The following is a 21,150-nucleotide window of genomic DNA, read 5'->3' as shown; positions in this document are numbered from 1 at the left end:
TCGGCTTGCGGCTAAGATATGACGCGCTACGTTGTTCCGGTCACAAACGGTTGTTCATGCAACCAGACGTTCAAGCCCAGCAGGAGTTGTTCGATGAACCATTACCTCACGCCCGACCTGTGCGATGCCTACCCGGACCTGATGCAAGTCCTGGAACCGATGTTCAGCAATTTCGGTGGCCGCGATTCCTTTGGCGGTGAAATCGTGACCATCAAATGCTTCGAGGACAACTCGCGGGTCAAGGAGCAGGTTGAACTCGACGGCAAGGGCAAAGTATTGGTGGTCGACGGTGGCGGCTCCCTGCGCCGGGCGCTGCTGGGCGACATGCTGGCTGAAAAGGCTGCGAAAAATGGCTGGGAAGGGCTGGTGATCTACGGTTGCATCCGCGACGTCGACGTCATTGCCCAGACCGACCTTGGCGTCCAGGCGCTGGCCAGCCACCCGATGAAGACTGATCGGCGTGGCGTTGGCGAGCTCAACGTGGCAGTGACCTTCGCTGGCGTGACGTTTCGTCCGGGCGAATATGTCTACGCGGACAACAATGGCGTGATCGTCTCGCCAAGCCCGCTGAAAATGCCTGAATAAGCGTCTTGACCATAAGGGATGAGGATGTTCGAGGAAGAAAACGCGCAATGGGGGCTGGTGCACGCCCTGGTGCTGGATGGAAAAGGCGGCGCGCGTTCGATAGCCCGGACCGAACTTGACGATCTGCAGCTGCAGGCCCACGAAAGCTTGTGGCTGCATTGGGATCGTAGTCATCCGCAGACCCACACGTGGCTGCGCAAATCCAGTGGCTTGAGTGAGTTCAACTGCGATCTGCTGCTGGAGGAAAACACCCGTCCACGCCTGTTGCCGCTGCCCAACGCCGAACTGTTGCTGTTTCTGAGGGGGATCAACCTGAACCCGGGCGCGGAGCCGGAAGACATGGTCTCGGTGCGCATTTTCGCCGCTGCCCAGCGGGTGATTTCCCTGCGGCTGCGGCCATTGCGCGCCACCGATGAGCTGTTGGCCGAGCTGGCCGAGGGCAAGGGCCCCAAGACGGCGTCGGAACTCATCCTTTATATGGCGCAATACCTGACCAACAAAGTGCAGGACCTGGTGATGTGCTTGTCTGACATCGTCGACGGCGAGGAAGAAAAACTCGACACCGACGAACGGTATACCCCCGAGCATGACGCCATCTTGCACATCCGTCGAAGGGCCGCCGGACTGAAGCGATTCCTGGCGCCGCAGCGGGACATTTTCGGACAGATGTCGCGGATCAAATTGCCTTGGTTCGTCGAGGACGATGGCGATTACTGGAACGAGTTGAACAACAGCCTGACCCGTTACCTCGAAGAGCTGGAATTGACCCGAGAGCGCGTGGGGCTTGTGCTGGAGGCCGAGGACCGGCGTCTTTCGGTGCGCATGAACCGCACCATGTACCGCTTCGGCATCGTCACCGGGATTTTCCTGCCGATGAGTTTTCTGACCGGGCTGCTGGGCATCAACGTCGGCGGCATCCCGTTTTCCCAGAGCCCCTACGGTTTTGTGGTCGCTTGCCTGTTGATGGTCTGCGTGGCCCTGGGACAATGGTGGTTGTTCCGGCGTTTGCGTTGGGTGTGATGGGATTTCATGTGACCCGACGAAATTTGATCGCGTCTTCCACAGACATCACGAGAGGTGCGTATGCACGATCCGTTTGAACAGTCTTTGCGCGATATGCTCAAGGCCTCGCCGTCCAGCCGGGACGATGACGCCTGCCTGGGCCGTGTACTCAAAACCGCCAACCGCCAGGTCGGCGCCGGCGATCTGTTCAGCCTGCTGGGCCGTTGGCTGCCCGCGCTGATGATCGCCCTGAACAACGGGTCGGCCCACGTCTCGCCGGTTTCCCGTCGCAAACCTGTTACTCGCACCGCTGATAAGGCTGACTGAATATGGAACTCGATCTCTGGACCCAGAGCCTCGTCACGGCAATGACCGCGTTGTGGACCAAGGTGGCTAATTTCATTCCCAATCTGTTCGGCGCCCTGGTGGTGCTGTTGTTGGGCTTCGTCGTGGCCAAGCTGCTGGACACGCTGCTGTCCAAACTGCTTGCCAAATTGGGTCTTGATCGCCTGATGGGCGGCACCGGCCTGACCAAGCTCTTGTCCCGTGGCGGCATCCAGGTGCCAATCTCGACGCTGGTGGGCAAGATCGTCTATTGGTTCGTGCTGCTTATATTCCTGGTTTCCGCCGCTGAATCCCTTGGTCTGGAGCGCGTTTCGGCGACCCTCGACATGCTGGCGCTGTATTTGCCGAAAGTCTTCGGTGCCGCGCTGGTGCTGCTGGTCGGCGTGCTGCTGGCGCAACTGGCCAACGGGTTGGTACGCGGCGCCGCCGAAGGCGTCGGTCTGGATTACGCCGCCGGCGTGGGGCGAATCGCCCAGGGCCTGGTGATCATCATCAGTATTTCGGTCGCGATCAGTCAGTTGGAGGTCAAGACAGACCTGCTCAACCATGTGATCGTGATTGTCTTGATTACCGTTGGTCTGGCGGTTGCGCTGGCAATGGGGTTGGGAAGCCGGGAAATTGCCGGCCAGATTCTTGCGGGAATCTATGTGCGTGAGCTGTATGAGGTTGGGCAACAAGTGCGTGTTGGCGAGGTCGAAGGCCAGATCGAAGAGATCGGCACGGTGAAAACCACATTGCTGACCGAGGAGGGCGAGCTGGTGTCGCTTTCCAATCGGATCCTGCTGGAACAGCATGTGAGTAGCCGCTAACCCGGCAAATCCTGCTAATGTATGCCGCCGCAAAATGCCTGTCATGGCGGATTGCGGCGCACATTGACCTAGACTGTCGGCCCGACTTGTTTTGAACAAACCCCAATCGCTATCCACGCGCTACGACCCCCGTGATCTCTCTGATGAGGAGTTGGTCGCGCGCGCGCATACGGAGCTGTTCCACGTAACACGCGCTTACGAAGAACTGATGCGGCGTTACCAGAGAACATTATTTAACGTTTGTGCACGGTACCTTGGGAACGATCGCGATGCTGATGATGTCTGTCAGGAGGTGATGTTGAAGGTGCTGTACGGCTTGAAGAACTTCGAGGGGAAATCGAAGTTCAAGACGTGGCTATATAGCATCACCTACAACGAATGCATCACGCAGTATCGAAAGGAACGGCGAAAGCGTCGCTTGATGGACGCGTTGAGCCTGGACCCCCTCGAGGAAGCGTCTGAAGAAAAGGCGCCCAAGCCCGAGGAAAAGGGTGGGCTCGATCGCTGGCTTGTGTATGTGAACCCGATCGATCGGGAAATCCTGGTGCTACGATTTGTCGCAGAGCTGGAATTCCAAGAGATCGCAGACATAATGCATATGGGTTTGAGCGCGACAAAAATGCGTTACAAGCGCGCGCTCGATAAGCTGCGTGAGAAATTTGCGGGCATTGCCGAAACTTAGTTCGGCGCAAATATCTCTTACGTGTAGGCAAGTTCTGATAGACTTGCCGCCGAGTTGTCCCCCGGTTTGCGGGACTGCTTCACAATCACCAGATGGGGATTTAACGGATGAAACTGAAAAACACCTTGGGCTTTGCCATTGGTTCTCTTATTGCCGCCACTTCGTTCGGCGCTCTGGCACAAGGCCAAGGCGCAGTTGAAATCGAAGGCTTCGCCAAGAAAGAGCAATTCGACAGCGCTCGTAACTTCAAGAACAACGGCAACCTGTTCGGCGGTTCGGTTGGTTACTTCCTGACCGACGACGTAGAACTGCGTCTGGCTTACGACGAAGTGCACAACGCACGTTCCGACGACGGTCGTAACATCAAGGGCGCCAACACTGCTCTGGACGCCCTGTACCACTTCAACAACCCAGGTGACATGGTTCGTCCTTACGTCTCTGCCGGTTTCTCGGACCAGAGCATCGGTCAGAACGGTGACAACGGTCGTAACCGTTCCACCTTCGCCAACGTCGGTGGCGGCGCCAAGCTGTACTTCACCGAGAACTTCTACGCCCGTGCCGGCGTTGAAGCTCAGTACAACATCGACCAGGGCGACACCGAGTGGGCTCCTAGCGTCGGTATCGGTGTGAACTTCGGTGGCGGCTCCAAGCCAGCTGCTGCTCCAGTTCCAGCTCCGGCTGAAGTCTGCTCCGACAGCGACAACGATGGCGTGTGCGACAACGTCGACAAGTGCCCTGACACCCCAGCCAACGTAACTGTTGACGCTGATGGCTGCCCAGCTGTTGCTGAAGTCGTACGTGTTGAGCTGGACGTCAAGTTCGACTTCGACAAGTCGGTCGTCAAGCCAAACAGCTACGGCGACATCAAGAACCTGGCTGACTTCATGAAGCAGTACCCATCCACCAGCACCACTGTTGAAGGTCACACTGACTCCGTCGGTCCTGACGCTTACAACCAGAAACTGTCTGAGCGTCGTGCAAACGCCGTCAAGCAAGTTCTGACCAACCAGTACGGTGTTGAATCGTCCCGCGTTCAGTCTGTTGGCTACGGCGAATCCCGCCCAGTAGCTGACAACGCCACTGAAGCTGGTCGTGCAGTTAACCGTCGCGTAGAAGCGCAGGTTGAAGCCCAAGCTAAGTAATTAGCCCGAAGCTTTGGAAAAACCCGGCCTAGGCCGGGTTTTTCTTTGCCTGGAATTTGTACAGGGAACATAAAACCGGTGGGAGCGAGCCTGCTCGCGAAGGCGACCATTCTGCCGACTTATTTCCCCCGGCGTACGCAGATCCAACTGTGGGAGCGAGCTTGCTCGCGATAGCGGTGGTTCAGTCACACATACATTGACTGACACACAGCCATCGCGAGCAAGCTCGCTCCCACAGGTTTTGGGGTTGTCTTTTAGAGGATTGAAGCCTGCGCGAAGGTAGAAGGTGAGGCGGCCAATTCGGCAGCAGCGGCCACCGCACCAATCACCAGGATCGCCGGGCTCTTGAGTTGAAACGCTCCGGCATCGATTTCCATCGAGGCCAGGTTGCTGCGACAGTCACGCTGATGGGGCAGGGAAGCGTTTTCGATCATGGCCACGGGCGTCTCCGCCGCGAGGCCACCGGCCAGCAATTGCTCACGGATTTCACTGAGTTTTGCCACGCCCATGTACACCACCAGGGTGGTTCCGCCTTGTGCCAGGGCTTGCCAGTTCAGGCCGCTGCCATCCTGGGTGTGGGCGGTGACCAACGTCACGCCCCGCGCAACGCCGCGCAACGTCAGGGGAATGTCGCACTGGGTGGCCCCGGCAAGTCCTGCGGTGATGCCGTTGACCAGTTCCACCTCGACACCATGCTCGCGCAGCCACTGCGCTTCTTCACCGCCCCGGCCGAAAATGCATGGGTCTCCGCCCTTGAGGCGTACCACGCATTTGCCTTGGCGGGCATAACGCAGCATCAACCGGTGAATGAACGCCTGAGGGGTCGAGCGGCAACCGCCGCGCTTGCCCACGGCGATGATGCGCGCATCGGGGCAGTGCTCCAGCACCGCGTCGTTGACCAGGTCATCGATCAACACCACGTCGGCTTCGCCCAAGGCGCGCATGGCTTTGAGGGTCAGCAATTCGGGGTCGCCGGGACCCGCACCGACCAGCCAGACTTTTGCGTTCATAGTGTTTTCCTCACGATATCGCGGCGACCGGTTGCGCGGTGGCAACCAGCAGACGCTTGATTTCCGGTACGCAGGAACCGCACTGCGTGCCGCAGCCCAGTTCCTGTTTCAGGCCCTGCAAATCCAGGCCGCGCTCGATGCCAGCGCACACTGCGCGCTGGCTGACATTCATGCAGTTGCACAGCGTCTTCCCGCTGCCCACGGCGGCGCCGGTGTTGCCCGGCGGCGCGCTCAGAGGCGCCAGCAGCCAACGCCGCAGTTGCTCGTCGGCGCGACCTTCCAGCCAGAGGTTCTGCAGCCAATGCCGAGCCAGGGTTTCGCCCGCCAGGCGTATGGCGGTGATACGACCGTTTTCGATCCGCACTCGTTTACCGATGGCGCGACGCGGATCGTCGTAGGCCAATACCGGCCCTTCGATCAGCCCCAGTTGTTCGTCGATGGCTTTGAGCAGTTGTGGTTCGGGTGCAACGGCACTGGCGGCGCGAATCAGCAACGCCGGACGTTCGCGACCGGTCAGGCTAAGGCTGACGTAGGCAAACGCCTCGCACAGTGGGCGCAACGTCTCCAAATGTTGTTGGACATCGCCTTCGACAAGGGCGAAAAGTTGCCAGGGCAGGTTTACAGCTTCCAGGCGCACGCCGCTGTGCTTGAGCTCTGGCTGTTTGGACAGTGGATCGAACGCCGGCTGGGTCAGGGTATTCACCCCTCCCTTGAGAAACCGATCACCCCAGTGCATCGGCAAGAAAGCCTGCCCGGGGCGCACGCTTTCGTCGCTGTCGACGGCCACGATCAGGCTGCCGCGACGGCTCTTGAGGCTGACCAGGTCACCGGCTTGCAGGCGATGGCGAATCAACTCGTCGGGGTGCAGGCTGAGCACCGCTTCGTTCACATGGCCAAACAACTGCGCAGCCGTACCGGTGCGGCTCATGCCGTGCCATTGATCCCTTAGGCGGCCGGTGTTCAGGGTCAGCGGGTAGCGGGCTTCACGCAATTCCTTGGCGGCGCGATAAGGGTCGGCGACAAATCGGGCGCGGCCGCTTTCGGTAGGAAAAATCCCATCCACGTACAAACGGGCGGTGCCGACTGTGGCGCCTTCGCGGAAGGGCCATTGCTGGGGGCCGAGTTGATCGATCAGCGCGTGGCTGATCCCGGACAGGTCCAGGTCGCGGCCACGGGTCAGTTGCTTGTATTCATCGAACAACTGGGCCGGAGTGTCGAAGGCGAACAGGCTGGATGACCCCGGGCGCAGACGTTTCTCCAGGCGTTGTGCGAAATCCACCGTGATCGCCCAGTCCGGCCGCGCTTCTCCCGGTGCGTTGATTGCCCGGCGAACGTGGGAAATGCGCCGTTCGGAGTTGGTCACCGAACCTTCTTTTTCGCCCCAGCTGGCCGCTGGCAGCAGCAGGTCGGCAAACGCGGCGGTCTCGGTGGTGCGGAAGGCCTCTTGCAACACAACGAACGGGCAGGCTTGAAGGGCTTCGCGTACGGCGGCCTGGTCTGGCATCGACTGCGCCGGGTTGGTGCAGGCGATCCACAGGGCCTTGATCTTGCCGCTGCGCACCTGATCGAACAGTTCGATCGCGCTCAAACCGGTGGTCGCGGGCAGTTGGTCGACACCCCAGTAATCGGCCACTTCAGCGCGATGTTCCGGGTTGGCGGCTTCGCGATGGCCCGGCAGCAGGTTCGACAGGCTGCCGGTTTCCCGACCGCCCATGGCGTTGGGCTGGCCCGTCAACGAGAACGGTCCCGCACCCGGCCGGCCGATCTGGCCGGTGGCCAGGTGCAGATTGATCAGCGCGCTGTTTTTCGCACTGCCGGCGGTGGATTGGTTCAGGCCCATGCACCACAGCGACAGGAAACTGGGGGAGGTGCCGACCCATTCGGCGCATTGGTGCAGTTGCTCGACACTGATGCCGCAGAGCTGGGCGACCATGCTGGGCGTGTAGTCGCGCACCAGGTTCTTCAGGTCCGCGAGGCCTTCTGTGTGAGCCTTGATGAAGCTGCGGTCGATCCAGTCTTCCCACAGCAACAAATGCAAAATCCCATGGAACAGCGCGACATCGGTGCCCGGCAGAATCGCCAGGTGCAGGTCTGCCAAGTCGCAGGTGTCGGTGCGCCGGGGGTCGATGACGATGATTTTCATCTCTGGACGGCGGGATTTGGCTTCTTCGAGGCGACGAAACAGGATCGGATGGGCGTAGGCCATGTTACTGCCGACGATCATCACGCAATCGCTCAGTTCCAAGTCTTCGTAGCTGCAGGGTGGTGCATCAGCGCCGAGGCTGCGTTTGTAGCCCACCACGGCAGAAGACATGCACAGCCGAGAGTTGCTGTCGATGTTGTTGGTGCCGACCAAGGCCCGGGCGAGTTTGTTGAAGGCGTAGTAATCCTCGGTCAGCAATTGGCCTGAGATGTAGAACGCCACGCTGTCCGGGCCATGCTCGGCGATGGTCTCGGCGAAAACATGCGCGGCATGGTCCAGCGCGCTGTCCCAGTCGGTGCGTCCACGGGCCAGGTTTTTGCCCAGGCGCAGTTCCGGATACAGGGCGCGGGCGGCGAGGTCGCCGGTCAAGTGCAAGGTCGAGCCCTTGCTGCACAATTTGCCGAAGTTGGCCGGATGGGCGGGATCACCGCTGACGCCGAGGATGCGCTCGCCGTCATGCTCGATCAGCACGCCGCAACCGACCCCGCAATAACAGCAGGTCGAGGCGGTGGTCTGGCGGCTCATGAGCTTGCTTCCCGCAGGGCCAGCATGACCCGGCCGTTCTCGACCCGGGCCGAGTGGTGATGGGCGCAACCCACGTCCGGGGCTTGGGCCAGGCCGGTTTCCAGGTCGATCTGCCAGTTATGCAGCGGGCAGGCCACGCGCTTGCCGTAGATCAGGCCCTGGGACAGTGGACCGCCCTTGTGTGGGCAGCGGTCATCGAGTGCGAAAACTTCATCGTCGCTTGTACGAAAAATCGCGATATCGCCCTTCGGCCCATGGATGATGCGTGAACCCAGGGCGTTGATTTCATCCAACGCGCAGATATCCAGCCAATTCATGCCGGCACCTCCAGGTTTTTCACGGGGATGACTTCAAATTCTTTCTTCAGCTGGGGCTGTTCCAGCCGCTGTTTCCAAGGGTCTTGTTCCAGCGACAGGGAAAACTTCAGGCGTTCGTGAAGCGCCTTGCGCCGCTCCGGGTCTTCCAGCACGGCTTTCTTGATGTGCTCCATGCCGACCCGCTGCATGTAGTGCACGGTGCGTTCGAGGTAGAAGGCTTCCTCGCGGTAGAGCTGCAGGAAGGCACCGTTGTATTCGCGAACTTCTTCGGCGGTCTTGAGCTTGACGAAGAACTCGGCGACCTCGGTCTTGATCCCGCCGTTGCCACCGATGTACATCTCCCAGCCGGAATCGACGCCGATGATTCCTACATCCTTGATGCCCGCTTCCGAGCAGTTGCGCGGGCAACCGGAGACCGCCAGCTTCACCTTGTGCGGCGACCACATGTTGAACAGGTCGTGCTCCAGTTCGATCCCCAGCTGAGTCGAGTTCTGCGTGCCGAAGCGGCAGAACTCGCTGCCCACGCAGGTCTTCACGGTGCGGATGGATTTTCCGTAGGCGTGGCCGGACGGCATGTCGAGGTCTTTCCAGACGCCGGGCAGGTCTTGCTTCTTGATTCCCAGCAAGTCGATGCGCTGGCCGCCCGTGACCTTGACCATGGGCACGTTGTACTTGTCGGCCACATCGGCAATGCGCCGCAGTTCGGACGGGTTGGTCACGCCGCCCCACATCCGCGGGACCACGGAATAGGTGCCGTCTTTCTGGATGTTGGCGTGGGCGCGTTCGTTGATCAGGCGCGACTGTGGATCGTCCTGGGCTTCGCCGGGCCAGGTGGAAATCAGGTAGTAGTTCAGGGCCGGACGGCAGGTGGCGCAGCCATTCGGGGTGCGCCAGTTCAGGTAGCTCATGGTCCCGGCGATGGTCAGCAGGTGCTGGTCACGGATCGCCTGGCGGATCTGGCCATGGTTGAGGTCGCTGCAACCGCAGATGGCTTTCTCGCTTTTCGGCTTGACGTCCGCCGCGCCGCCCACGGTATTGATCAGGATCTGCTCTACCAGGCCGGCGCAAGAGCCGCAGGAACTGGCGGCCTTGGTGTGCTTTTTCACATCATCGACGCTGAACAGCCCGTGTTCCTGGATCGCCTTGACGATGGTGCCTTTGCACACGCCGTTGCAGCCGCAGACTTCGGCGGTGTCGGCCATGCTCATGGCTTTGTCCTGGCCTTGGTGTCCTACGTCGCCAAGTGCGTTTTCCCCGAACATGAGGTGATCGCGGATCTCGCTGATGGCGTGATTCTCACGGATCTGGCGGAAATACCAGCCGCCATCCGCCGTATCGCCGTACAGGCAGGCACCGACCAGCACGTCATCCTTGATCACCAGTTTTTTGTAGACGCCGCCGATCGGGTCGGAAAGGGTGATGGTCTCGGTGCCTTCGCCGCCCATGAAGTCGCCGGCGGAAAACAGGTCGATGCCGGTGACTTTCAACTTGGTCGACGTGACCGAACCCTTGTAGGTGGCGAAACCCAACTGGGCGAGGTGGTTGGCGCAGACCTTGGCTTGTTCGAACAATGGCGCCACCAGGCCGTAGGCGGTGCCGCGGTGGCTGGCGCATTCGCCGATGGCGTAGATACGCGGGTCATAGGTCTGCAGGGTGTCGTTGACCAGGATCCCGCGATTGCACGGGATGCCGGCTTTTTCCGCCAGTTCGGTGTTGGGGCGAATGCCGGCGGCCATCACCACCAGGTCGGCGGGGATAATGTCGCCGTTCTTGAACTGGACCGAGCCGACCCGGCCATTGCCGGCGTCGTGCAGGGCCTGGGTCTGCTCGCTGAGACGAAATTTCAGGCCACGGCTTTCCAGGGCGGTTTGCAGCAGTTGCCCGCTGGTCTTGTCCAGTTGCCGTTCCAGCAGCCATTCGCCGATATGCACGACGGTCACGTCCATGCCGCGCAGCTTCAAGCCGTTGGCGGCTTCCAGGCCGAGCAGGCCACCGCCGATCACCACGGCGTGCTTGTGGGTCTTGGCGGTGTTGATCATCGCCTGGGTGTCGGCGATGTCGCGGTAGCCGATCACGCCGTCCAGGGTGTTGCCGGGGATCGGCAGGATGAACGGCGTGGAGCCGGTGGCGATCAGCAAGCGGTCGTATTCGGCTTCGCTGCCGTCTTCGGCGATGACCCGGCGCTTGACCCGGTCGATCTCCACGACCTTGCGGTTGAGCAGCAGCTTGATGTTGTTGTCCAGGTACCAGCTCAGGTCGTTGAGCACGATCTCTTCGAAGGTCTGCTCACCGGCCAGCACGGGCGAGAGCAGGATGCGGTTGTAGTTGGTGTGGGGCTCGGCACCGAACACTGTGATGTCGTAGAGCTCGTTGCTCAGCTTGAGCAGTTCCTCGAGGGTTCGAACCCCGGCCATGCCGTTGCCGATCATCACCAGTTTGAGTTTTTTCATCAGGGTTCTCCGCGGGCTCAGGCCTGTCTCATCACGGCGGTCAGGCTGGCTCGGCAATTTTTTCGAAAACAAAAAAAGGCGTCCCGCTAGCAAAACTAGCGAGGACGCCTTTGTCCTGGTCCCGTTCTCTCGGGAAGCACCGCCCTCATCGTTGAAGGCGTTGCCAAATGTATGTTGATGGACGTTATGCAGCGGTTGTGCCAAGTGGCTCGGGCGCCGGGATCTACTGGCCGATCCCCAGGTTGGCCGAGGTGCAGGGGGATTTATTGCACCGAATCAAAGCGTATTGCCCAGTAATGGAGCGTCGGGCCCGATGGCTTGGTAATGGCAGGCAAAGCGGTCATCGCGAGCGGGCCTGGATCCCGTCCTGTCAGCGCTTGCTGACACTTATTCCCAATCGCTAATTTTTCCGGTTTGCGTTCGTTTCATAGGGACGACATGCCTTTGTGCCTTGTGCCCACTGATTCCGGATACCCAGAAATGAATGCTGAAGACGCCTTGAAACTTGCTCGCCGGTTTATCGGGCTGCCCCTGGACAAGCGCCAGATGTTCCTCGCCGCGCTGGACAAGGAGGGCGTGGACTTCAGCCGTTTCCCCATTCCCCAGGGCGTCGAAGCCGAGGATCGCCAGGCGCTGTCCTACGCCCAGCGACGCATGTGGTTTCTCTGGCAACTGGACCCGCAAAGCGGCGCCTACAACTTGCCCGGGGCGGTGCGGCTCAAGGGCGCTTTGAGCCTGCCCGCGCTGGAACAGGCCTTCGCCAGCCTGGTGGCCCGGCATGAAACCCTGCGCACGGTGTTCCAGCGCCAGGCCGACGACAGCCTGCTGCAAGTGCCCACCGATGCGCCACTGGTGATCGAGCAACAGGACCTCAGCGGCCTACCGACGGGCGAGCGCGAGCAAGCGGTGCGCCAGGCTGCGCAGGCACAATCGATGCGGCCCTTCGATCTGTCCAACGGCCCCTTGCTGCGGGTCGAATTGCTCAAGCTTGATGCGCAGGAACACGTGCTGCTGCTGACCTTGCACCACATCGTCTCCGATGGCTGGTCGATGAACGTGCTCATCGACGAGTTCATCCGCTGCTATGACGCCCATGAAGCAGGCGTGTCGCCGCAGTTGGCCGACCTGCCGATCCAGTACAGCGACTATGCGCTTTGGCAGCGCCGTTGGCTGGAGGCCGGTGAGCAGGCGCGGCAACTGGCGTATTGGCAGGCGCAATTGGGCGATGAGCACCCCGTCCTGGAGTTGCCCACCGATCACTCACGCCCGGCCGTGCCGAGCTACCGTGGCAGCCGTTATGAGTTCGCTATCGACAGCCAGTTGGCGGAGCAACTGCGCAGCTGCGCCCAGCACCAGGGCGTCACGCTGTTCATGCTGTTGCTCGGCGCGTTCAACGTGCTGCTGCATCGCTACAGCGGCCAATCGGACATCCGTATCGGCGTGCCCATCGCCAACCGCAACCGCGATGAAATCGAAGGCCTGATCGGTTTCTTCGTCAACACTCAGGTACTGCGCACCGAGCTGGACGGCCAGACCCGGATCGACGAATTGCTGCTCCGAGTCAAAGAGGCCGCCCTCGGCGCCCAGGCCCATCAGGACTTGCCCTTCGAACGCCTGGTCGACGCGTTGAAGCTGGAGCGCAGCCTCAGCCACACGCCGCTGTTCCAGGTGATGTACAACCATCAATCCCAGGTGGCGGATGTCACCACGATTCGAACGGCGTCCGGCCTCGAATTGGGCATGATCGAGTGGCAGACCCGCACCACCCAATTCGACTTGACCCTGGACACCTATGAAAAAGCCGGCACGTTGCACGCCGCGCTGACGTACGCCGAGGACCTGTTCGAAGCGCCGACCATCGCGCGCATGGCGCGGCATTGGCTGAGATTGCTCACGGCGATGATTGCCGATCCGACCCGACGTATCGGCGAGCTGCCGCTGCTCGACGTCGGCGAGCATGCCACGCTGGTCCACGCTTGGAACGCCACGGCCCAACGCTACCCGACCGAGCTGTGCCTGCATCAACTGATCGAAGCCCAGGTGGTGCGCACCCCGGACGCCCCGGCGTTGCTGTTCGGCGAACAAAGCCTGAGTTATGCAGCGCTCGATGCCCGCGCCAACCGACTGGCCCATCTGCTGCTCGGGCGCGGTGTGCGGCCCGACAGCCTGGTGGGCATCTGCGTCGAGCGTTCAGTGGAAATGGTGGTCGGCCTGCTGGCGATCCACAAGGCCGGCGGCGCCTACGTGCCGCTGGACCCGGAATATCCACAGGGTCGCCTGGCCTACATGATCGAGGACAGTGGCATCGGCTTGCTGCTGACCCAGCGTTCGCTGTTGGCGGGGTTGCCGACCGAGGGAATCGAGCTCATCGCGCTTGACCAGCCCGACGGTTGGCTCGACGGTTACAACGACAGTCGCCCCGAAGCGAAGGTCGATCCGCTGAACCTCGCCTACGTCATCTACACCTCCGGCTCCACCGGCAAGCCCAAGGGCGCCGGCAACAGCCACGCGGCTCTGGTCAACCGCTTGTGCTGGATGCAACAGGCGTATGGCCTGGACGACGGCGACGCGGTGCTGCAGAAAACCCCGTTCAGCTTCGACGTGTCGGTGTGGGAGTTTTTCTGGCCGCTGATGACCGGGGCGCGATTGGTGATTGCCGCGCCAGGTGCCCATCGTGATCCACGGCAACTGATCGACACCATCAACCGTCATGGCGTCAGCACGCTGCACTTCGTGCCGTCGATGCTGCAGGCGTTCATCCATGAGCCGGGCGTGGAAACCTGCGAAGGTTTGAAGCGCATCGTCTGCAGCGGTGAAGCCTTGCCGCTGGATGCGCAGCAGCAGGTCTTCGCCAAACTGCCGGACGCCGCGCTCTACAACCTGTACGGCCCGACCGAAGCGGCCATCGACGTGACCCATTGGACCTGCGTCGATGAAGGCGCCGATTGCGTGCCGATCGGCCGGCCCATCGCCAACCTGCGCACCCACGTGCTCGATGCCGATCTGTCGCCGGTACCGTGGGGCGTGGCGGGCGAGTTGTACCTGGGTGGGGCGGGGCTGGCGCGCAGTTATCACCAGCGTCCGGCGCTGACCGCCGAGCGTTTCGTGCCGTGCCCGTTCCATGGCGGCGCATGCCTGTACCGAACCGGCGACCGCGTGCGCCAGCGCGCCGACGGCGTGATCGAATACCTCGGCCGCCTCGATCATCAGGTCAAGCTGCGCGGCCTGCGCATCGAGCTCGGCGAAATCGAAACCCGCCTCGTGCAACATCCGCGGGTGCGCGAGGCCGTGGTGCTGGTGCAGGACGGCAAGTATCTGGTGGGCTATCTGGTGCTGGACCACGGTGACTCCCATGAACAATGGCAACAGGACGTGAAGGCCTGGCTGCTGGCCGGTCTGCCGGAGTACATGGTGCCGACCTACCTGATGCCCTTGGCGAGCCTGCCGGTGACCGCCAACGGCAAGCTTGATCGCAAGGCGCTGCCACAACCGGACGCCGCCCCCCGGCAAGCCTTCGTCGCCCCGCAAGATGCATTGCAAACCGCCCTGGCTGAAATCTGGCAGGACGTGCTCGGGGTGGAGCGCGTCGGCCTCGAAGACAACTTCTTCGAACTGGGTGGTGATTCCATCATCTCGATCCAAGTGGTTAGCCGCGCGCGACAGGCCGGTATCCATCTTCATCCCCGTGACCTGTTCCAATACCAGACCGTGCGCAGCCTGGCGTCGGTGGCTCGCCGTGACAGCCACTGTGCCTTGGACCACGGGCCGGTCACTGGCGATGCCGTGCTCGGGCCGATCCAGCGGCAGTTTTTCGCCCAGGCGATGCAGGTCCGAGAGCACTGGAACCAGTCGCTGTTGCTGACCCCACGGGAACCGCTGGACGCACAACGACTCGACGCGGCGCTGACCTGCGTCATCAACCATCACGATGCCTTGCGCCTGCGCTTTGTCGAAGAGGCCGACGGCTGGCGGCAGAGCCATGGACCGCTTTTGCAAAACGCCGACCTGTGGCAGCGCGATGCCCGATCCGTCGAGCAGTTGAACGCGCTGTGCGACGAGGCGCAGCGCAGCCTCAGCCTGCAAGACGGGCCCCTGGTGCGCGCCATGCTGGTAAACCTGGCCGACGGCAGCCAGCGGCTGGCGCTGATCATCCATCATCTGGTGGTGGACGGCGTGTCATGGCGGGTGCTGCTGGAAGATTTGCAGCAAGCTTACGCGCAACTGGCAGCGGGAGGCGCCGTGACGTTGCCGGCCAAGACCAGCGCGTTCCAGAGCTGGACCGCGCGGCTGAATGCCGAAGCCTCGCGCTTCGACGATCAGTCGGCCTATTGGAAAGCCCAGCATGAAGGCGCGCGGGACCTGCCGTGCGAACGCCCGCAGGGCAGCTTGCAGAACGTCCACGGTGCAAAGATCGAATGGCGCCTGGACGCCGGACTGACCCGGCAATTGCTGCAACAGGCCCCTGCGGCCTATCGCACCCAGGTCAACGACCTGCTGCTCACCGCCCTGGCTCGCACCATCAGCCGTTGGAGCGGGCAGTCGGGTACATTGATCGAGCTCGAAGGCCATGGCCGCGAAGATCTCTTCGATGACATCGACCTGACCCGCACGGTGGGCTGGCTGACCAGCCTGTTCCCGGTCAAGCTCACCGCCACCGATGAAATCGGCGGCTCGATCAAGACCATCAAGGAGCAACTGCGCAGCGTCCCGGACAAGGGCCTGGGCTACGGCGTGCTGCGTCATCTGGCAGCGCCTTCGGTGCAAGCGCAATCGGCGGATCTGCCGACTGCACGCATCACCTTCAACTACCTCGGCCAGTTCGACCGCCAGTTCGATGAGGCGGCGCTGTTCGTGCCGTCCGGCGAAGGCAGTGGCGTCGCCCAGGACCCGACGGCACCGTTGGCCAACTGGCTGACGGTGGAAGGGCAGGTGCATGGCGGCGAACTGGCGATGAGCTGGGGCTTCAGCCGTGAGATGTTCGACAGCACGACCGTGCAGCAACTGGCCGATCAATACGCCGTCGAGCTCAAGGCGTTGATCGACCATTGCGTCAACCTGGCTGAACCGCAAGCCACGCCGTCGGATTTTCCACTGGCGCGGATCACCCAGGCGCAACTCGATCACCTGCCATTGCCGGCCGGTCAGTTGGACGATGTCTACCCGCTGTCGCCGATGCAGCAGGGCTTGTTGTTCCATACGCTGTACGAGCAGGCGGCCGGCGAATACGTCAACCAGTTGCGGTTGGACGTGCAAGGCCTGGACGCCGAGCGGTTCCGTGCGGCGTGGCAGGCCACCGTCGCGACGCAAGACATCTTGCGCAGCGGCTTCGTCTGGCAGGGAGAATTGGCGCAACCGCTGCAGATCGTCCACAAGCAGGTGCAGTTGCCGTTCACCGTGCTGGACTGGCGCGAGCAGGCCGACCCGGCCCAGGCCCTCGCCGCACTGGCCGAGGCCGAGCGCGCGCAAGGTTTCGACTTGAGCCAGGCGCCGCTGTTGCGCCTGGTGCTGGTGCGGACCGGCGTCGAACAGTGGCATCTGATCTACACCCATCACCACATCCTGATGGATGGCTGGAGCAATTCGCAGTTGCTTGGCGAGGTGATGCAGCGCTACAACGGCCGCGCGCCGGTCAACACGGGTGGGCGTTATCGCGATTACATCGCTTGGCTGCAACGCCAGGACGGCCAGCTCAGCCAGGACTTCTGGTGCGCACAACTGGCCCCGTTGCAGGAGCCGACCCGACTCGCCCACGCCGCCTCGGGCGGTGGCGAGAGCGGCCACGGTGATCATTCCCTGACGCTCGATGCGCGGCGCACCCAAGCGCTGGAAGCGTTTGCCCGCCAGCAGAAAGTCACCGTGAACACGCTGGTGCAAGCGGCCTGGCTGCTGTTGTTGCAACGCTATACCGGGCACCAGACCGTGGCGTTTGGCGCGACCGTGGCCGGTCGGCCGGCGGATCTGCCGGGCATCGAGCAGCAGGTCGGCCTGTTCATCAACACCTTGCCGGTGATCGGCAGCCCACGTCCGGACCAGACGGTCGGCCATTGGCTGCAAGCGGTGCAGGCGCAGAACCTGAGCCTGCGGGACTTCGAGCACACGCCGTTGGCGGACATCCAGCGTTGGGCCGGGCAGGGCGGCGAGGCGCTGTTCGACAACCTCCTGGTGTTCGAGAACTACCCGATTGCCCAGGCCTTGCAGCAAGGCACCGGTAGCGAAGTCACGTTCGGCGACGTTGCCAACCTGGAGCAGACGCACTATGCCCTGAGCGTCGCGGTCACCCTCGGCGGACAACTGGCGCTGCACTATAGCTACGAGCGCCGGCACTTCGCGGACGAAGTCATTCAGGAAATCAGCGCCCATTTGCTGCACTTGCTCGAACAATTCAGCCAGGACGCCGGACGCAGCCTGGGTGAAATCGCCTTGGCCAGCGGAGCCGAACACGCACGGCAACACGCCGACAATCACCCGCAGCCGTACCCGGTGGGCATTCCCGTGCACCAGCGGATCGCCACGCTGGCGGCCGAGCGCCCGCAGCGCACGGCGGTGATTTTCAATGGCCGGCACTTCAGCTACGGCGAGATCGACCGGCGCGCGAACCAACTGGCCCACGCCTTGATCAGCCGCGGCGTCGGCCCGGAAACCCGCGTCGGCGTGGCCTTGCCGCGCAGCGAAGGGGTGATCGTCACGCTGTTGGCGGTGCTCAAGGCCGGCGGTGCCTACGTGCCGTTGGATGTCAGCTATCCCCGCGAGCGCCTGGCGTACTTGATGAAGGATGCCGGCTTGGCGCTGCTGATCAGCGACTCCTCCGTATCGGCTCAGTTGCCTCTGGATGAGTCGTTGTCGGTGCTGGAGCTGGATTGTGTCGATTTATGTGAGCTGCCGACCAGCGCGCCATCGCTCCGACTCGACCCGCAGAACCTGGCCTACGTTATCTACACCTCCGGCTCCACCGGCAACCCCAAGGGCGTCAGCGTGGCCCACGGTCCGCTGGCGATGCACTGCCAGGCCATTGGCGAGCGTTATGAAATGCGCGACAGCGATTGCGAATTCCATTTCATGTCGTTCGCTTTCGACGGCGCCCACGAGCGCTGGCTCACCAGCCTGACCCACGGTGCGTCGCTGCTGATTCGCGACGACAGCCTGTGGACCCCGGAACAGACCTATAACGCCATGCACGAGCACGGTGTGACGGTGGTGGCGTTCCCGCCCGTTTACCTGCAACAACTGGCCGAATACGCCGAGCGCGAGGGTAACCCGCCGAAGGTGCGCGTCTACTGCTTCGGCGGTGACGCGGTGCCCAACGCCAGTTTCGAACGGGTCAAGCGTGCCTTGCGTCCCGAGTACATCATCAACGGTTATGGCCCGACTGAAACGGTGGTCACACCGCTGATCTGGAAGGCCGGTCGCGAGGTGTCGTGTGGCGCTGCCTACGCGCCCATCGGCAGCCGCATCGGCGACCGCAGCGCCTACGTGCTGGACGCCGACCTGAACCTGTTGCCCCAAGGCATGGCCGGTGAGCTGTACCTGGGCGGCACGGGATTGGCCCGTGGTTACCTGAACCGGCCAGGGCTGACCGCCGAGCGTTTTGTCGCCGACCCGTTCAGCGCCGGCGGCTTGCTGTATCGCACCGGAGACCTGGTGCGCCAGCGCGTCGACGGCACGTTCGATTACCTGGACCGCATCGATAACCAAGTGAAGATCCGCGGCTTCCGCATTGAGCTGGGTGAAATCGAAGCCAGCCTGCAGGCCCTCGCTGGCGTACGCGAAGCGGTGGTCGTGGCCCAGGAAGGCACCGCCGGAAGTGGCAAGCGCTTGGTGGCTTATGTGGTGACGGCAGAACCTGCCCGCGAAGACTTCGCCGAGCACCTGCGCGAGCAACTCAAGGCGACATTGCCGGCGCACATGGTCCCGGCTTATCTGTTGCTGCTCGAACGCCTGCCGCTAACCCCCAACGGCAAGCTCGACCGCAAGAATCTGCCCAAGCCTGATGCCAGCCAATCCCAAAACGCCTACCTGGCGCCGTGCACTGTGCTGGAACAGCAACTGGCGGCGATCTGGCAGGACGTGCTCAAGCTTGAACGCGTCGGCCTGCGGGATAATTTCTTCGAGCTGGGTGGCGATTCCATCGTCTCGATCCAGGTGGTCAGCCGCGCTCGCCAGGCCGGCATGCATTTCACGCCCAAGGATCTGTTCCAGCACCAGACCCTGGAGATGCTCGCGACCGTGGTTCGCCCGGGCGAGGCCGCGCAAGTCATCGACCAGGGGCCGGTGACGGGTGAGCTGGCGCTGTTGCCGGTGCAGCGGGTGTTCTTCGAACAGGCGATACCGCAGCGTCATCACTGGAACCAGGCGGTGATGCTCAAGCCGACCCAGCGCCTGGACGCACCGATCCTGAGCCAGGCGTTGAGCGCGCTGTTGCAACATCACGATGGCCTGCGTTTGAGCTTCACCGAGCAGGACGACGGCTGGAGGGCCGTTTACCGTCCTGCGGACACTCAATCCGAAGACTTGCTCTGGACCGTGGACGCGCCTGATGCGCAGGCCTTGCAAGGCATCGCCAACGAGGCCCAGCGCAGCCTGGACCTGCAAGCGGGCCCCTTGCTACGGGCGGTCCTGGCGACGCTGGCCGATGGCAGCCAGCGTTTGTTGCTGGCCGTGCATCACTTGGTGATCGACGGCGTGTCGTGGCGAATCCTGTTCGAGGATCTGCAAAGCGCCTATCACCAGTTTTCCAACGGAGCGGTGCTGCGATTGCCGCTGAAAACCACCTCGGCGCAGGTCTGGGCCGAGCGCCTGCAAGCGCATGCCCGCAGTAACTGGTTGGCGCAGGAACTGGCGTTCTGGCAGGCCCAACTCGAAGACGTCGATGCTTCGTTGCCGATGGATAACCCTGCCGGCGGCCAGCAGAACCACCTGGCCGTGACGGTGCGAACACGACTCGACGCCGCGTTGACCCGGCAACTGCTGCAAGACGCGCCCAAGGCCTATCGGACCCAGGTCAACGATCTGCTGCTCACGGCACTGGCGCGGGTGATGGTGCGCTGGACGGGCGCCGACAGCGCGCTGATCCAGCTCGAAGGCCATGGTCGCGAAGCCTTGTTCGACGACGTCGACCTGACCCGCACCGTTGGCTGGTTCACCAGCCTGTACCCGGCCCGGCTCACGCCACGGGCGGACTTGGGCGATTGCCTCAAGCAGATCAAGGAGCAACTGCGGGCGATGCCCGACAAAGGCCTCGGTTTCGGCGCCCTGGCCCATCTGGCGGATGACGCGACGCGGGCCATCCTGGCCGGGTTGCCGACGCCGAGCCTGACCTTCAACTACCTGGGCCAGTTCGACGCCAGCTTCAGCGAGGCCGACGGCGCCTTGTTCATCCCGGCCGACGAAGGCGCCGGCGATGAGCTGGACGCCGAAGCGCCGCTGTCCAATGCGCTGGCCTTGAACGGCCAGGTGTTCGGCGGCGAACTGAACCTGGGCTGGACCTTCAGTCGCGAGCAGTTCAATGAATCCACCATCCAGGCCCTGGCCGACGATTACGCGCTGGAGTTGCAGCGGCTGATCGACCATTGCTGCCGGGGCGAACACAGCGGTGTGACGCCGTCGGACTTCCCGCTGGCGAGCCTGAACCAGCCACAACTGGACGGACTGCCGATGCCGCCCGCGCAGATCGTCGACCTGTATCCGTTGTCACCGATGCAACAAGGCATGCTGTTCCATGGCGTATATGGCGACGCGGGCGGCGACTACATCAACCAACTGCGCCTGGACATCGACGGGCTTGACCCGGAACGCTTCCGCCAGGCCTGGCAGGCGGCGGTGGATGCCCACGACATCCTGCGCACGCGGTTTGTCTGGCAGGGCGATTTGCCGGCGCCGGTGCAAGTGGTCAGCAAGTACCTGGAGCTGCCTTACAGCCTGCACGATCTGCGCGATGATCCGCTGCCTGACCAGACCCTGCAGGCCCTGGCCGATGCCGAACGCCAACAACTTCACCTGAGCGCGCCGGCCCTGGTGCGTCTGATGATCGTACGTCTCGATGAGCAGCGTTATCACCTGATCTACAGCCACCACCACATCCTC

General features: G+C 62.5%; 11 protein-coding genes. 7 read left to right on the top strand and 4 right to left on the bottom strand.

Annotation, left to right across the window (positions count from 1 at the left end):
* Positions 1-93 precede the first annotated feature (93 nt).
* The 6 genes from rraA to OC610_RS04575 all read left to right on the top strand — a co-directional run bounded on the left by rraA (position 94) and on the right by OC610_RS04575 (position 4,565).
* A complete protein-coding gene (rraA, locus tag OC610_RS04600; protein ID WP_264426726.1) occupies positions 94-585 on the top strand; it encodes a ribonuclease E activity regulator RraA in 492 nt (163 codons plus the stop codon).
* Between the two features lie 24 nt (positions 586-609).
* Complete coding sequence (locus OC610_RS04595) at positions 610-1,605, top strand: zinc transporter ZntB (protein ID WP_264426725.1); 996 nt, start codon at positions 610-612, stop codon at positions 1,603-1,605.
* 63 nt (positions 1,606-1,668) lie between these two features.
* Entirely contained in the window at positions 1,669-1,914 is a 246-nt protein-coding gene (locus OC610_RS04590) for a hypothetical protein (protein ID WP_014337331.1), read from the top strand.
* Between the two features lie 2 nt (positions 1,915-1,916).
* Positions 1,917-2,741, top strand: a complete 825-nt coding sequence (locus OC610_RS04585; RefSeq protein WP_003199523.1) for a mechanosensitive ion channel family protein — start codon at positions 1,917-1,919, stop codon at positions 2,739-2,741.
* A gap of 91 nt (positions 2,742-2,832) precedes the next feature.
* Positions 2,833-3,423, top strand: coding sequence for an RNA polymerase sigma factor SigX (gene sigX, locus OC610_RS04580; RefSeq protein WP_025212681.1), 591 nt, complete (start codon positions 2,833-2,835; stop codon positions 3,421-3,423).
* Positions 3,424-3,530: 107 nt separating this feature from the next.
* On the top strand, positions 3,531-4,565 hold the full coding sequence (locus OC610_RS04575) for an OmpA family protein (protein ID WP_264426719.1): 1,035 nt from the start codon (positions 3,531-3,533) through the stop codon (positions 4,563-4,565).
* A gap of 254 nt (positions 4,566-4,819) precedes the next feature.
* On the opposite strand, the gene cobA is transcribed toward OC610_RS04575, so the two are convergent.
* From cobA to nirB, 4 genes are read right to left on the bottom strand one after another with little or no spacing between them, the layout of a single operon-like run.
* Positions 4,820-5,575 (bottom strand): uroporphyrinogen-III C-methyltransferase, encoded by a 756-nt coding sequence (gene cobA / locus OC610_RS04570; protein ID WP_264426718.1) that lies wholly within the window; start codon positions 5,573-5,575, stop codon positions 4,820-4,822.
* 10 nt (positions 5,576-5,585) lie between these two features.
* Positions 5,586-8,303: a nitrate reductase gene (locus tag OC610_RS04565; protein WP_264426716.1), complete on the bottom strand. Its 2,718-nt coding sequence runs from the start codon at positions 8,301-8,303 to the stop codon at positions 5,586-5,588.
* A complete protein-coding gene (nirD, locus tag OC610_RS04560; RefSeq protein ID WP_264426715.1) occupies positions 8,300-8,620 on the bottom strand; it encodes a nitrite reductase small subunit NirD in 321 nt (106 codons plus the stop codon). The genes OC610_RS04565 and nirD overlap by 4 nt, the downstream gene beginning before the upstream one ends.
* Positions 8,617-11,070: a nitrite reductase large subunit NirB gene (gene nirB, locus OC610_RS04555; protein WP_264426714.1), complete on the bottom strand. Its 2,454-nt coding sequence runs from the start codon at positions 11,068-11,070 to the stop codon at positions 8,617-8,619. Before nirB ends, nirD begins: the two co-directional genes overlap by 4 nt.
* A gap of 480 nt (positions 11,071-11,550) precedes the next feature.
* Between nirB and OC610_RS04550 the strand changes: the two genes are divergently transcribed.
* Positions 11,551-21,150: non-ribosomal peptide synthetase (locus OC610_RS04550; RefSeq protein WP_264426713.1), on the top strand; the 9,600-nt coding region annotated here is incomplete at its 3' end.

The organism is Pseudomonas agronomica, assembly GCF_025917275.1.
Classification (GTDB): Bacteria; Pseudomonadota; Gammaproteobacteria; order Pseudomonadales; family Pseudomonadaceae; genus Aquipseudomonas; species Aquipseudomonas agronomica.
This window is presented reverse-complemented; position numbering and strand designations above follow the sequence as displayed.

Bases quoted from the DNA above. Each gene is read 5' to 3' on its own strand.
- OC610_RS04595 (WP_264426725.1), top strand. From the start codon at position 610: ATGTTCGAGGAAGAAAACGCGCAATGGGGGCTGGTGCACGCCCTGGTG.
- nirD (WP_264426715.1), bottom strand. From the start codon at position 8,620: ATGAATTGGCTGGATATCTGCGCGTTGGATGAAATCAACGCCCTGGGT.
- rraA (WP_264426726.1), top strand. From the start codon at position 94: ATGAACCATTACCTCACGCCCGACCTGTGCGATGCCTACCCGGACCTG.
- OC610_RS04585 (WP_003199523.1), top strand. From the start codon at position 1,917: ATGGAACTCGATCTCTGGACCCAGAGCCTCGTCACGGCAATGACCGCG.
- cobA (WP_264426718.1), bottom strand. From the start codon at position 5,575: ATGAACGCAAAAGTCTGGCTGGTCGGTGCGGGTCCCGGCGACCCCGAA.
- OC610_RS04575 (WP_264426719.1), top strand. From the start codon at position 3,531: ATGAAACTGAAAAACACCTTGGGCTTTGCCATTGGTTCTCTTATTGCC.
- nirB (WP_264426714.1), bottom strand. From the start codon at position 11,070: ATGAAAAAACTCAAACTGGTGATGATCGGCAACGGCATGGCCGGGGTT.
- OC610_RS04565 (WP_264426716.1), bottom strand. From the start codon at position 8,303: ATGAGCCGCCAGACCACCGCCTCGACCTGCTGTTATTGCGGGGTCGGT.
- OC610_RS04590 (WP_014337331.1), top strand. From the start codon at position 1,669: ATGCACGATCCGTTTGAACAGTCTTTGCGCGATATGCTCAAGGCCTCG.